Genomic DNA, 13372 nt, shown 5'->3' with positions numbered 1-13372 from the left:
CCGGGAAGGGCCCGGAACCGGGGCGCGGGGGGCCCGGGACAGGGCCCCCCGCTGGGAAGGGACGGCTGGCTGTACGCGACAGCCGGGAAGCTGACGGGCGGCACACGTCGTGGGCGACCACGGTCAACTTTCCTGGACTCGACTGGCATCTCGTCCATCTGGGTCAACGAGGCGCGCCGAAGAAAGTCGCGCCACCCGCCGGCTCGACCCCGCCCCGCCGACTACCCATCGGTAGTCGGCGGCCCCGTCGGTCGGGATTGGTCAGGCGAGCTTGCGGGCCAGGTTCTCATCCAACGCGTTCATGAACTCGTCGGTGGTCAGCCACGGGGCGTCCCGCGAGATGAGCAGCGCGAGGTCCTTGGTCATCTGACCGCCTTCGACGGTCTCGATGATGACCTTCTCCAGCGTGTTGGCGAACTCGACAACCGCCGGGGTGCCGTCCAGCTTGCCCCGGTGGGCCAGGCCCCGGGTCCAGGCGTAGATCGAGGCGATCGGGTTGGTCGAGGTCTTCTCGCCCTTCTGGTACTGCCGGTAGTGCCGGGTGACGGTGCCGTGCGCGGCCTCGGCCTCGACGGTACGGCCGTCCGGGGTCATCAGCACGGACGTCATCAGGCCGAGCGAGCCGAAGCCCTGTGCGACGGTGTCGGACTGCACGTCACCGTCGTAGTTCTTGCAGGCCCAGACGAAGCCGCCCTCCCACTTGAGCGCCGCGGCGACCATGTCGTCGATCAGCCGGTGCTCGTAGCTGATGCCGGCCGCCTCGAAGTCGGCCTTGAACTCGGCCTCGTAGACCTCGGCGAAGATGTCCTTGAACCGGCCGTCGTACGCCTTGAGGATGGTGTTCTTGGTCGACAGGTAGACCGGGTAGCCACGGTCGAGGCCGTACCGCATGGAGGCGCGGGCGAAGTCCCGGATCGACTCGTCGAAGTTGTACATGCCCATGGCGACCCCGCCGCCGGGGAAGTTGGCGATCTCCATCTCGACCGGCTGGGTGCCGTCGGTCGGGGTGTAGGTGATGGTGACCTTGCCGGGCCCGGGGACGACGAAGTCGCTGGCCTTGTACTGGTCGCCGTGGGCGTGCCGACCGATGATGATCGGCTTCGTCCAGCCGGGCACCAGCCGCGGCACGTTGGACATGATGATCGGCTCACGGAAGACGACGCCGCCGAGGATGTTGCGGATGGTGCCGTTCGGCGACCGCCACATCTTCTTCAGCCCGAACTCCTCGACCCGCGCCTCGTCCGGAGTGATCGTGGCGCACTTGACGCCGACGCCGTGCTCCTTGATCGCGTTGGCGGCGTCAACGGTGGCCTGGTCGTCGGTCTCGTCCCGGTGCTGGATCGAGAGGTCGTAGTACCGCAGGTCGACGTCGAGGTAGGGCAGGATCAACTGCTCCCGGATCTGCTTCCAGATGATCCGGGTCATCTCGTCGCCGTCGAGCTCTACGACCGGGTTGTTTACCTTGATCTTCGCCATCGGCCGGCGCTCCTCTCGGGGGACACATGCTCAAGCAGTACGAGCGTACTGCAAACAATTCCGGTCTCCCCAGCCGGCCTCATTCCAGGGTCCCCGAGCCCTTGGTGAGGGCGACGGCAGGCCCGCGGCCGGGTGGCCACGGGGCCTGCCGTCGGGATGATCACATGCTGGCGACGTCGCCCTGCTTGGCGCGAACCGCCTCGGCGGCCTCCTTCAGCGCGGCCAGCTCATCGGCGTCCAGGTCGGTCTCGACGACCCGCCGAACTCCCTGCGCGCCGATCTCCGCCTCCACCCCGAGGTAGACGCCGGAGATGCCGTACTCCCCGTCCACCCAGGCGCAGACCGGCATGACCTCGCCGGAGTCCTCGGCGACGGCCTTCGCCATCCGGGCGGCGGCGGCCGACGGGGCGTAGTAGGCCGAGCCGGTCTTCAGCAGCGCCACCACCTCGGCGCCACCGTTGCGGGTCTTGACCACCAGCTCCTCGATCTGCTCCGCGGGCATCGCCTCACGCAGCGGCTTGCCGGCCACGCTGCTCTTCGACGGCACCGGGACCATGGTGTCCCCGTGCGAGCCCAGCGTCAGCGTCCGCACCGACGCCACCGGTACGCCGAGCGCCTCGGCCACGAAGTTGGTGAATCGGGCGGTGTCCAGCATGCCCGCCTGGCCGAGCACCCGGTTGTGCGGGAACTGGGTGGCGATCTGGGCCAGCGCGGTCATCTCGTCGAGCGGGTTGGAGACCACGATCACGACGGCGTTCGGCGCGTACCTGGCGACGTTCTCGGCGACCTGCCGGACGATCTTGGCGTTAGTCTCCAGCAGGTCCATCCGGCTCATGCCCGGCTTGCGCGGCAGACCGGCGGTGACAACGACGACATCCGAGCCCTCGATGGCCTCGTAGCCCTCGCCGTTGGGGCCGGTGGTCACGCCAACCAGCTTGGTCTCGAAGCCCTCGATGGCCCGCGACTGGTTGAGGTCCAGGGCTAGACCCGCCGGCTTACCCTCCACGATGTCGGTGATCACGACGGTGTCGAAGACGTCGTACTCGGCCAGACGCTGCGCGGTGGTGGAGCCGTAGAAGCCGGCCCCGACGACAGTGACCTTCTTACCCATTGACGTCCCACTCCCTGATACCAGTCGGTTTTTCCGGACCGTATCAGCCATCCTGGCACCGATCCGGTCAGGGGCGGACGGTTATGACCCCGATGCGCGCGCTGCGGTGCCGCTGCGGGACGTCAGCCGCGTTCGGCCCGCTCCACGACGTTGGTCAGCAGCATCGCGCGGGTCATCGGCCCCACTCCGCCGGGCATCGGGACCAGGGCCCCGGCCACCTCGGTGACGCCGGGATCCACGTCGCCGGTGTAGCGGCCCTTACCATCGGGGCCGATAACCCGGGTGATCCCGACATCCACCACGACCGCGCCCGGCGTGACCATGTCGGCGGTGAGTAGCCCCGGCACCCCGGCCGCGACGATCACGATGTCCGCGGCCCGGGTGTGCGCGGTGAGGTCGAGGGTGCCGGTGTGGCAGAGGGTGACGGTCGCGTTCTCGCTGCGCCGGGTGAGCAGCAGCCCGAGCGGGCGGCCGACCGTGTTACCGCGACCGACCACGACGACCCGGGCACCTCGCAGCGCCACGTCGTGCCGGCGGAGCAGCTCGACGATCCCGCGCGGAGTGCAGGGCAGCGGCCCCGGGTAGCCGAGCACCAGCCGGCCCAGGTTGACCGGGTGTAGACCGTCGGCGTCCTTGTCCGGATCGATCAGCTCCAGCACCCGCTGGGTGTCGAGGTGGCCGGGGAGCGGCAGTTGCACGATGTAGCCGTGACAGGTCGGGTCGGCGTTCAGGTCCGCCAGCACGGCGTCCACCTGCTCCTGCGTGGCGTCGGCCGGAAGCTCCCGACGAAGCGAGGCGACGCCGACCTCGGCGCAGTCCCGGTGCTTGCCGTTGACGTACGCCTGGGAGCCGGGATCGCCGCCGACCAGGACGGTGCCGAGACCGGGAGTGACACCCCGTTCCGCCAGAGCCTTCACGCGTACCCGCAGCTCGTCCTTGATCTGGGCTGCGGTCGCCTTGCCATCCAGAAGCGTCGCCGTCACCTCCAGATCGTCTCACGCCGGCCGCCGCGCGGAGCCGACGACCCGGGCAGCCGGCGGCGCGGCGCTGTTGTGACGGGGGGCACCCAGGGCTGCCAGTCACGTGCAATAAGTCACTCTGAGTAGCCTCAAATGACCCAAACCTGCACGACCAACTGCGGGCAGGGGCACGCCGGACGGGTCGGCGACGGCGGGTTCGGTGGTGCCGTTGCGGGTCGACACCCCCCACCCGGTCACCGATTCGTGAGACAAACGTGCAGTTCAGCCGCGGATCTGTAGCACGGAGGGCCGCCCCAGACAAGCCTCATCACCACCCTCCGTTACGGCTTCGCAACCCTTCCGTTGTCGATCGCTGACCGGCGGCCTACCGTTGCCGGTCGTTGCGCAGCGTTACCCAACGTCGGGTCCTGTGCAGCGTGAGGATGAGGAGGCTTCATGCGCGTTCGTAGACTCGCCGCCTGGACGGCCCTCCCGCTGGCGGTGACCCTGGGCCTGACGGCCTGCGGCTCCGGCAGCGGTGGTTCCGGCGGGACCGACCCCAACGCGGCCGTGCGGATCGAGATCGCCGAGCCGCAGCACCTGGTTCCGACCAACACCACTGAGACCAGCGGCTCGCAGGTGCTCGCTGCCCTGTTCAGCCCACTGGTCGACTACGACGACGCCCACCAGGCGTACGAGGTGGCAGCCGAGTCGGTGACGTCCGAGGACAACATCACCTGGACGATCACACTCAAGGACGGCTACACCTTCCACAACGGCGAGCCGGTCACCGCCGACAACTACATCGACGCCTGGAACTACGGCGCCTACGCCCCGAACGGCCAGGGCTCGAGCTACTTCTTCGAGAAGATCGCCGGCTACGAGGACCTTCAGGGCGAGACCCCGGCGGCGCAGACGCTGTCCGGCCTGGAGAAGGTTGACGACCTGACCTTCACCGTCACCCTGTCCGCGCCGTACTCCGACTTCCGGACCATGCTCGGGTACAACGCCTTCTACCCCCTGCCGAAGGCCGCGTTCTCGGAGCCGGGCGTGCTCGACGAGGGCTACGAGCAGGCACCGATCGGGCAGGGCCCGTTCCAGATGAAGGGCACCTGGCAGCACGACGCCCGGGTCGAGGTCGAGCGGTACGACGCCTTCCCCGGCGAGCAGCCGAAGGTGGCGGGCGTCGAGTTCCGGATCTACCAGCAGCCCGCCGCCGCGTACGCGGATGTCCTCTCGGACAACCTCGACGTGATCAAGGCGATCCCGACCGAGAACCTGTCGACCGCCCCCACGGACCTGGGGGAGCGGTTCCAGACCAGCCCCGCGTCGTCCTTCCAGTTCCTCTCCTTCCCGACCTACCAGGAGGAGTTCAGCAACCCGGACGTGCGTAAGGCGATCTCGATGGCGATCGACCGGGAGGAGATCACGAAGGCGGTCTTCAAGGACTCGCAGACGCCGGCCCGCTCGTTCGTCTCCCCGGTTGTCGCGGGCTACCGCGACAACACCATCGGCGACGCCGGCACCTTCGACCCGGCCAAAGCCAAGGCGCTCTACCAGAGCGTGGGCGGCCCGAGCCGGCTCGAGATCTCGTACAACGGCGACGGCGGCCACAAGGACTGGATCGACGCCACCTGCAACCAGCTCCGGGCGAACCTGGATGTGGAGTGCGTCGGCAGCGCCGAGCCGAAGTTCTCCGACCTGCTGACGAAGGTCAAGGCGGAGCAGCCGGTCGGCCTGTTCCGGATGGGTTGGGTCATGGACTACCCGTCCATGGAGAACTACCTGGGCCCGCTGTACAGCAGCAACGGCTCTGCGAACTTCTACGGCTACGAGAACCCCGAGTTCGACAAGCTGGTCGCCGAGGGTTCGGCGGCGGCCTCCGAGGAGGAGGCGATCGCGAAGTACCAGCAGGCCGAAGACCTGCTGGCCGAGGACCTGCCGGTGATCCCGCTGCGCTACGGCCAGCACGTCTTCGGGCACTCGAGCAAGGTCACGAACGTGGAGTTGGACCTCTTCAACCGGGTCGACCTGCTGAAGATCGAGGCAGTCCAGTAGTTCGGTAACGAGCGGCGTGGTCGGGTCACCGGGTAGCTGGTGACCCGACCACGCCTCCCCTTCGCCCTTTTTCAGAGAGACTGCCTAGTATGGTCCGCTTTATTCTGCGACGACTGCTCCAGATGGTCCTCGCCTTCTTCGGGACCACACTGATCGTCTACGCGCTGATGTTCGCCGGTCAGGGTGACCCCATCCAGGCGCTCGCCGGCGAACGCCCGGTCACCGAGGCCCAACGGGCGTACCTGACGGAGAAGTTCCACCTGGACCGGACCGGCATCGACGGCTTCTTCTACCGCTACTTCGACTACATCCGGAACCTTCTCCAGGGCGACCTCGGCGAATCCCTCACCGGACGGCAGATCGGCGACATCCTCGCCGCCGCCTGGCCGGTGACGATCAAGTTGGCCCTGATCGCGATGGCGGTTACCGTGCTCGTCGGGGTCACCGCCGGTGTGCTCGCCGGAGTTCGCCGGGCCAGCATCTTCGACAACTCGACGCTGCTGCTGACCCTGGTCGTCCTCGCCGTGCCGACCATCGTGCTGGCACCCATCGCGCAGTACCTCCTCGGCGTCCGGTGGCAGCTCTTCCCACCCACCGCCGGCGCCGACCCCGACTTCTACTCACTCCTACTGCCGGGGATCGTCCTCGGTTCCCTCTCCCTGGCCACCGCACTGCGGCTGACCCGGACCGCCGTAGCCGAGAACCTGCGCGCCGACTACGTCCGCACCGCCCGGTCGAAGGGCCTGGTCAAGCGACGGATCGTCGGCATTCACGTGCTGCGCAACTCACTCATCCCGGTGGTCACCTTCCTCGGCGTCGAGTTGGGCAACCTGATGGGCGGCGCGATCATCACCGAAGGGGTGTTCAACATCCCCGGGGTCGGTTTCAACCTCTTCCGCGCCATCCGCACCGAGGACGGTCCGCTGGTGGTGGGGATCGTCAGCGTGCTGGTCGTGGTCTACCTCATCGCCAACCTGGTGGTGGACGTGCTCTACGCCGTACTCGACCCGAGGATCCGCTATGAGTGATTTCGAGACGGTGGCCGCGTCGGAGGATCCCCACGCCCGGCGCGGCCCCTCCGGCGAACCCAACGCGCCGAACCAGATCGGCGGCACCTCCGTCACCCCCGGCCGACCGCGCAGCCTCGCTGGCGACGCCTGGCGGGACCTACGGCGAAAGCCGATCTTCTGGATCAGCTCCGCCCTGGTCCTGGTGGTCACCGCGATGGCCGCCGTGCCCGCGCTGTTCACCACCGCCGACCCCGCCGACTGCCTACTCTCCCGGCAGCACGCCGGCCCCTCCGGCGGAGCGATCTTCGGGTACGACTTCCAGGGCTGCAACACGTACGCCCGAGCGGTCTACGGCGCTCGCGCCTCGCTCCTGGTCGGCGCCCTCTCGGCGCTGCTCACCGGACTGATCGCGCTCACCGTCGGCATGCTCGCCGGCTACTTCGGCCGATGGATCGACGCCGTCCTCTCCCGGGTGATCGACATCGTGCTCGGTATCCCACTGCTGCTCGCCGCGATCGTGCTGCTCAAGCGAGTCGCCAGCGACAGCGCGACGATCCGGATCGCGGCCGTCATCTTCGTCCTGGCGGTGCTCGGCTGGACGACGACGGCCCGGGTGGTCCGCTCGTCGGTGATCACCGCGAAGGAGCAGGACTACGTCTCCGCCGCCCGGATGCTCGGCGCGAGCAACAGCCGAATCATGTGGCGACACATCCTGCCCAACACGCTCGCCCCCGCGATCGTGGTGCTGACCATCGCCCTCGGATCGTTCATCGCGGCCGAGGCGACGCTCTCCTTCCTCGGCATCGGGCTCAAGGAACCCACGATCTCCTGGGGCATCGACATCAACAACGGCCGGGTGCACATGCGGGAGTCGGCCACCCCGCTGATGGTCCCGTCGACCTTCCTCGCGCTGACCGTGCTGGCGTTCATCATGCTCGGCGACGCGATCCGAGACGCCTTCGACCCGAAACTCCGGTGAGCCCCATGCGCGGGAACCGGCCCACCCGTGGCAGCGAGCGAAAGGCAGGCGCTGTGTCCCAGTCCGCAGTCCAACCCACGCCCGCCTCCCCCACTCCGGAGGGCGGCCACCTGCTTGAGGTACGGGACCTGCACGTCGAGTTCCGCACCGGAGAAGGTGTGGCGAAGGTGATCAACGGTGTCTCGTACCACCTGGACGCCGGGGAGACCCTCGCCGTGCTCGGTGAGTCCGGCTCCGGCAAGTCAGTCACCGCCCAGGCGATCATGGGCATCCTGGACACCCCGCCCGCGGTGATCCGCTCCGGGCAGATCCGCTACCAGGGCCGCGACCTGCTCGCCCAGTCCGAGGAGCAACGCCGGCAGGTGCGCGGCACCGAGATCGCCATGATCTTCCAGGATGCCCTCTCCGCACTGAACCCGACCTTCCCGGTCGGCTGGCAGATCGGCGAGACGCTGCGCCAACGGGCCGGGATGTCCCGCGGCGACGCCCGCCGGCGGGCGATCGAACTGATGGAGCTGGTCAAGATCCCGGCCGCGGCCAGCCGGCTCGGCGACTACCCGCACCAGTTCTCCGGCGGCATGCGGCAACGCGTCATGATCGCCATGGCGTTGGCACTGAACCCGAAGGTTCTCATCGCCGACGAGCCGACCACCGCGCTGGACGTGACCGTGCAGGCCCAGATCATGGACCTCCTGTCCGACCTGCGCCGAGACCTCCGCATGGCGATGATCCTGATCACCCACGACCTCGGCGTGGTAGCCGGCGTCGCCGACCGGATCGCCGTCATGTACGCCGGGCGGATCGTCGAACACGCCGACGTCCGGTCGCTGTACAAGACACCCGCCCACCCGTACACCAAGGGGCTGTTGGAATCGATCCCCCGGCTGGACTTCCACGGCCAGCAGCTGTCCACCATCCGGGGCCTGCCACCGAACCTGATGCGGATTCCCTCCGGCTGCCCCTTCCACCCCCGATGCCCGTACGTCCAGCAGGTCTGCGTGGACGTCGTTCCGCACGACCTGGTCCTCGGCGACGGCCGGACCAGCGCGTGCCACTTCGCGCAGGAGGTCCGCGATGACCGCGCCCGCTAGCCCGCCGAAGAAGGTACGCGGCGAGCCGATCCTGGCCGTCGAGAACCTGGTAAAGCACTTTCCGATCACCCGGGGCGTCGTCTTCCAACGCCAGATCGGAGCGGTCCGTGCCGTGGACGGGGTCAGCTTCGACCTGCGCCGTGGGGAGACCCTCGGCATCGTCGGCGAGTCCGGCTGCGGGAAGTCCACGTTGGCCCGGCTGCTGATGCGGCTGGAGATCCCGACCTCCGGAGTGGCGACCCTGGAGGGGCGGGACCTCTTCGCCGCCCGCGGCGGGGAGTTGCGCCGGCTACGCCGCAACATGCAGATGGTCCTCCAGGATCCGTACACCTCGCTGAACCCGCGCATGACCGTCGGCGACATCATCGGGGAGCCCTTCGAGATCCACCCGGAGGCGGCGCCCAGGGGCAGCCGACAGCGGCGAGTCCAGGAACTGCTGGACATGGTCGGGCTCAGCCCCGAGCACATCAACCGGTACCCACACCAGTTCTCCGGCGGCCAGCGACAGCGCATCGGCATCGCCCGCGCGCTCGCGCTGCGCCCCGAGGTGATCGTCTGTGACGAGCCGGTCTCCGCGCTGGACGTCTCGATCCAGGCACAGGTGATCAACCTGCTTGAGCAGCTGCAGGACGAGCTCGGCCTCTCGTACATCTTCATCGCCCACGACCTGTCGGTGGTACGGCACATCTGCGACCGGGTCGCGGTGATGTACCTGGGTCGGATCGTCGAGCTCGGCACCGAGGAGGAGATCTACCAGCGGGCCACCCACCCGTACACCCAGGCGCTACTGTCGGCGGTGCCGGTGCCCGACCCGGAACAGCGGGACAACCAGAACATGATCCGCCTGATCGGCGACGTGCCGAGCCCGGCGAACCCGCCGAGCGGCTGCCGGTTTCGCACCCGGTGCTGGAAGGCGCAGGATGTCTGCGCCACCCAGGACCCGGACACCGTGCCGCGCGCCGCCGACCCGCACCCGTCGGCCTGCCACTTCGCCGAACTCCGCGAACCGGCGTCCCCCTCCTGACGACCGCATCCCAGGGCGCCGGGATCAACCGGTCCGGCGGGCGCCGCCCGTGGCGCCCAGCTTCCTGGTGCCCACCCGAGGGTTTCGATCTGCGAGGCACCCGACTTTCGATCTGCGGGGCCTTCAGCTTTCGATCTGCGGGGCTCCAGGCTTTCGATCTGCGAGGGGCTCGGGTAGGCCGGCTACGACGCCGACGTGACCGCCCACGTCGTCGCGGTCGGCGGCACCGAGGACGGCGCCCAGCAGCCCGGGGAAGCGGGCGTCGAGGTCGCCGCCACGAAGTTCGACGAAGCAGCGGGTGCCTTCCTGTCGGGTGCGGGTGATCCCAGCATCGCGGAGCACGCGCAGGTGATGACTGAGGGTGGACTTGGCGACCGGCACGCGAAGTTCGCCCCACCCGCGTTCCCGGCCATCGGCGAGCACCCGCACCAGGCCGACCCGGATGGGGTCGTTGAGGGCCCCCAGCACGTCGATCAGGGAGATCTCGTCCGGGTCGGGATGTCGTGCCTTTCTCATGGCGACCATGCTACCTTGTTCGACGTTTTACGAACATCGAACATTGGGGTGACAGTGAACGCCAGACCCTGCACCGATCTCACCGCACACGTCGTTGTCGTCACCGGGGCCGGATCCGGCATCGGCCGCGCGACAGCACACGCGTTCGCCCACGCGGGCGCCCGGGTGCTGGGTGTCGGCCGCCGCAAGGACGCGCTCGCGGAGACCGCCGCCGGACACCCCGCGATCGCCGTCCACCCGGCCGACCTGAACGAGCCCTCAGCACCGCAGGAAGTGGTTGACGCCGCAGTCGACCGCTGGGGACAACTGGATGTCCTGGTCAACAACGCCGGCGCCACCAAGATCATGCCGTTGGCACACACCACCGCCGCGGGCATCGCCGCCCTGTTCGACCTCAACGTCGTCGCGCCCAGCCTGCTGGCGCACGCGGCCCTACCGCACCTGCGCCGAAGCCGCGGATCGATCGTCAACGTCTCCAGTACCTACGGCCACCGACCCCTGCCAGGCGCCGCCCACTACGCGGCCTCCAAAGCCGCCCTCGAACAGCTCACCCGGAGCTGGGCGGCAGAACTCGCGGCGGGCGGGATTCGGGTCAACGCCCTCGCTCCCGGCCCGACCGAGAGCCCGGCGCTGGCCGCCGCCGGACTCTCCGACGCGGCCATCGAGGAGATCAAACGAGAAGAGGCTGCCCGCATCCCCCTCGGTCGCCGCGGTAATCCCGAGGAGGTCGCCGCGTGGATCCTGCGCCTGGCCGACCCGGCCAGCACCTGGCTGACCGGGCAGGTCCTCACTGTCGACGGCGGGCTGGAACTGACCTGACCTCGGTCAGTGGAAGAAGTGCCGGGTGCCGGTCAGGTACATGGTCACGCCGGCCGCCTCGGCGGCGGCGATGACCTCCTCGTCCCGGATCGAGCCGCCGGGCTGGACGATCGCCCGCACTCCGGCGGCGAAGAGGATCTTCGGCCCGTCGGCGAACGGGAAGAACGCGTCGGAGGCGCACACCGCCCCGCGCGCCCGTTCGGCACCGGCCCGCTCCACCGCCAGCCGGGCCGAGTCGACCCGATTGACCTGCCCCATGCCGACGCCGACGGTCGCGCCGTCGCGGGCCAGCAAGATCGCGTTGCTCTTCACCGCTCGAACCGCCCGCCAGGCAAAGGCCAGGTCCCGCAGGGTCGCCTCGTCGGCGGCGTCGCCGGTCGCCAGCTGCCAGGTGGCCGGGTCGTCGCCCGTGGCGTCCACCCGGTCCCGCACCTGTACCAGCATCCCACCGGTGACCGGTCGCCACTCCGCCGACGCCGGGGCGTAGGCCGGGGCGCGCAGCAGCCGCACGTTCTTCTTGCCCCGCAGCACCTCAAGCGCGTCGGGTTCGAACTCCGGCGCGACAACCACCTCGGTGAACACCTCCGCCACCTGCCCGGCGAGCTCGACGCCGACCGGCCGGTTCACGGCGATCACGCCACCGAAGGCGGACACCGGGTCACAGGCGTGTGCCCTACGGTGCGCCTCGGCGACGTCCGCGCCCACCGCGATGCCACACGGGTTGGCGTGCTTGATGATCGCCACCGCCGGCTGGTCGGGGAAGTCGTTGGCGGCCCGCCAGGCGGCGTCGGCGTCAACATAGTTGTTGTACGACATCTCCTTGCCGTGCAGCTGCTCGGCCTGGGCGAGCCCGGCCGGGCTCGACGGGTCGGTGTAGAGGGCGGCCGGCTGGTGCGGGTTCTCCCCGTACCGCAGCACCGCGTCGCGGCGCAGCGCCAGGCCGGCGAAGCCCGGCCACGGCGCGTCCTCCTCGACCAGTTCCCGCGCGCACCACTCGGCGACAGCCACGTCGTAGTCGGCGATCACCGCGAACGCCCGGGCCGCGAGCGCCCGGCGCTGCGCCAGGGTGAAGCCACCCGCCCGTACCGCCGCCAGCAGCTGGGGGTAGCCCGACGGGTCGGTCACCACGGCGACCGAGGCGTGGTTCTTGGCGGCGGCCCGCACCATCGCCGGGCCACCGATGTCGATCTGCTCGACGCACTCGTCCTGCCCCGCCCCGGAGGCGACGGTGGCCTGGAACGGGTACAGGTTGGACACCAGCAGGTCGATCGCTCCGATGCCGTGCTCGGCGAGCTGCCCAACGTGCGATTCCTTGCGCAGGTCCGCGAGGAGACCGCCGTGGATCTTGGGGTGCAGCGTCTTGACCCGGCCGTCGAGGATCTCCGGGAACCCGGTCACCGAGTCCACCGCGGTGACCGGCACACCGGCACCGGCGATGGCCGACGCGGTGCTTCCGGTCGAGACGATCTCCACGCCGGCGTCGTGCAACGCCTGGGCCAGCTCGGCCAGACCGGCCTTGTCGTAGACGCTGACCAGCGCCCGCCGGATCGGGCGGCGCTCGTCCTGACTGGAACTCACGGAACCGTGACCTTTCTTCCGGTGATCGTCCAACCTGCACGGACCAGGCGGCCCACCTGCTCGACGAGCTGGCGGCGCTCGGCCTCTTTGATGCGCTCGGTGAGCGTCTGCTCGTCGTCGCCGTCCCGGACCGGCACCGCGACCTGGGCGACGATTGGGCCGGTGTCCGTGCCCGCGTCGACGAAGAAGAGGGTGGCCCCGGTGATCTTCACCCCGTAGGCGAGCGCGTCGCGGGGCCCGTGAATGCCGGGGAAGGCCGGCAGCAGGGTGTTGTGGGTGTTCAGATAGCGGTCGCCGAACGCGGCGAGGAAGTGCGGGCCGACCAGCTTCAGGAAGCCGGCGGAGACGACCAGGTCGGGGGTGTGCTCGGCGACCCGCGCGGTGAGCGCGGCGTCCCAGTCGGAGCGGGTCGGATAGTCCTTCACCCGCTCAACGAAGGTCGGCGCCCCCACCGCCGCGGCCCGGTCCAGCCCGGCGATGCCGTCGCGGTCCGCCCCGACCGCGACCACCCGGGCCCCGTACCCGGGATCGGTGCCGGCGTCGAGCAACGCCTGAAGGTTGCTGCCGGAGCCGGAGACGAGAACGACGATACGGGCGGCAGACGCGGGCGCAGGCACCGGACAACCCTATCGGGGTGGCCCGGCCGCCGGTCCGCTGGGCGGCAAGCCGACGCTGAACCCTCGACCGGACCCGGTACGCTGCCGGTCGCTCCCACGCGCACCGATGGCGACAGTCGTCCCGATGCCGCACC

12 protein-coding genes are annotated in these 13372 nt (G+C 69.5%); 6 read left to right on the top strand and 6 right to left on the bottom strand.

What is annotated here, in order from left to right:
* Window positions 1-261 precede the first annotated feature (261 nt).
* The 3 genes from B118_RS0100825 to B118_RS0100815 form a co-directional block, all read right to left on the bottom strand.
* On the bottom strand, window positions 262-1476 hold the full coding sequence (locus B118_RS0100825; protein ID WP_018222693.1) for an NADP-dependent isocitrate dehydrogenase: 1215 nt from the start codon (window positions 1474-1476) through the stop codon (window positions 262-264).
* Between the two features lie 160 nt (window positions 1477-1636).
* On the bottom strand, window positions 1637-2587 hold the full coding sequence (locus B118_RS0100820; RefSeq protein ID WP_018222692.1) for a malate dehydrogenase: 951 nt from the start codon (window positions 2585-2587) through the stop codon (window positions 1637-1639).
* A 122-nt stretch (window positions 2588-2709) separates the two neighbouring features.
* Window positions 2710-3570, bottom strand: a complete 861-nt coding sequence (locus tag B118_RS0100815) for a bifunctional methylenetetrahydrofolate dehydrogenase/methenyltetrahydrofolate cyclohydrolase (protein WP_018222691.1) — start codon at window positions 3568-3570, stop codon at window positions 2710-2712.
* A 432-nt stretch (window positions 3571-4002) separates the two neighbouring features.
* Between B118_RS0100815 and B118_RS0100810 the strand changes: the two genes are divergently transcribed.
* The 5 genes from B118_RS0100810 (at window position 4003) to B118_RS0100790 (ending at window position 9708) form a co-directional block, all read left to right on the top strand.
* On the top strand, window positions 4003-5604 hold the full coding sequence (locus B118_RS0100810; RefSeq protein WP_018222690.1) for a peptide ABC transporter substrate-binding protein: 1602 nt from the start codon (window positions 4003-4005) through the stop codon (window positions 5602-5604).
* 89 nt (window positions 5605-5693) lie between these two features.
* Window positions 5694-6632 (top strand): ABC transporter permease, encoded by a 939-nt coding sequence (locus B118_RS0100805; RefSeq protein WP_026185704.1) that lies wholly within the window; start codon window positions 5694-5696, stop codon window positions 6630-6632.
* Window positions 6625-7593, top strand: coding sequence for an ABC transporter permease (locus B118_RS0100800; protein ID WP_018222688.1), 969 nt, complete (start codon window positions 6625-6627; stop codon window positions 7591-7593). The genes B118_RS0100805 and B118_RS0100800 overlap by 8 nt, the downstream gene beginning before the upstream one ends.
* Window positions 7594-7598: 5 nt before the next feature.
* Window positions 7599-8684, top strand: a complete 1086-nt coding sequence (locus tag B118_RS0100795) for an ABC transporter ATP-binding protein (RefSeq protein WP_026270425.1) — start codon at window positions 7599-7601, stop codon at window positions 8682-8684.
* Complete coding sequence (locus tag B118_RS0100790) at window positions 8668-9708, top strand: ABC transporter ATP-binding protein (protein WP_018222686.1); 1041 nt, start codon at window positions 8668-8670, stop codon at window positions 9706-9708. The genes B118_RS0100795 and B118_RS0100790 overlap by 17 nt, the downstream gene beginning before the upstream one ends.
* Before the next feature lie 123 nt (window positions 9709-9831).
* Here the strand turns inward: B118_RS0100790 and B118_RS0100785 are convergent, their stop codons facing one another.
* Window positions 9832-10233: an ArsR/SmtB family transcription factor gene (locus B118_RS0100785; RefSeq protein ID WP_018222685.1), complete on the bottom strand. Its 402-nt coding sequence runs from the start codon at window positions 10231-10233 to the stop codon at window positions 9832-9834.
* Window positions 10234-10278: 45 nt separating this feature from the next.
* Here B118_RS0100785 and B118_RS0100780 point away from each other — a divergent pair, with 45 nt between their 5' ends.
* Complete coding sequence (locus B118_RS0100780; protein WP_018222684.1) at window positions 10279-11043, top strand: SDR family NAD(P)-dependent oxidoreductase; 765 nt, start codon at window positions 10279-10281, stop codon at window positions 11041-11043.
* Between the two features lie 6 nt (window positions 11044-11049).
* Here the strand turns inward: B118_RS0100780 and purH are convergent, their stop codons facing one another.
* Together purH and purN are read right to left on the bottom strand one after the other, a co-directional pair.
* Entirely contained in the window at window positions 11050-12621 is a 1572-nt protein-coding gene (gene purH, locus B118_RS0100775; RefSeq protein ID WP_018222683.1) for a bifunctional phosphoribosylaminoimidazolecarboxamide formyltransferase/IMP cyclohydrolase, read from the bottom strand.
* A complete protein-coding gene (gene purN, locus B118_RS0100770) occupies window positions 12618-13238 on the bottom strand; it encodes a phosphoribosylglycinamide formyltransferase (protein WP_028192260.1) in 621 nt (206 codons plus the stop codon). Before purN ends, purH begins: the two co-directional genes overlap by 4 nt.
* Between the last annotated feature and the right edge of the window lie 134 nt (window positions 13239-13372).

Source organism: Salinispora pacifica CNR114 (assembly GCF_000514775.1).
Lineage (GTDB): Bacteria > Actinomycetota > Actinomycetes > Mycobacteriales > Micromonosporaceae > Micromonospora > Micromonospora pacifica.
The sequence above is the reverse complement of the archived record's forward strand: the minus strand, read 5'-3'. Positions and strand labels throughout refer to the sequence as shown.

Coding starts and splice junctions, on each gene's coding strand:
- B118_RS0100825 (WP_018222693.1), bottom strand. CDS start 1,476: ATGGCGAAGATCAAGGTAAACAACCCGGTCGTAGAGCTCGACGGCGAC.
- B118_RS0100820 (WP_018222692.1), bottom strand. CDS start 2,587: ATGGGTAAGAAGGTCACTGTCGTCGGGGCCGGCTTCTACGGCTCCACC.
- B118_RS0100810 (WP_018222690.1), top strand. CDS start 4,003: ATGCGCGTTCGTAGACTCGCCGCCTGGACGGCCCTCCCGCTGGCGGTG.
- B118_RS0100805 (WP_026185704.1), top strand. CDS start 5,694: ATGGTCCGCTTTATTCTGCGACGACTGCTCCAGATGGTCCTCGCCTTC.
- B118_RS0100800 (WP_018222688.1), top strand. CDS start 6,625: ATGAGTGATTTCGAGACGGTGGCCGCGTCGGAGGATCCCCACGCCCGG.
- B118_RS0100795 (WP_026270425.1), top strand. CDS start 7,599: ATGCGCGGGAACCGGCCCACCCGTGGCAGCGAGCGAAAGGCAGGCGCT.
- B118_RS0100790 (WP_018222686.1), top strand. CDS start 8,668: ATGACCGCGCCCGCTAGCCCGCCGAAGAAGGTACGCGGCGAGCCGATC.
- B118_RS0100785 (WP_018222685.1), bottom strand. CDS start 10,233: ATGGTCGCCATGAGAAAGGCACGACATCCCGACCCGGACGAGATCTCC.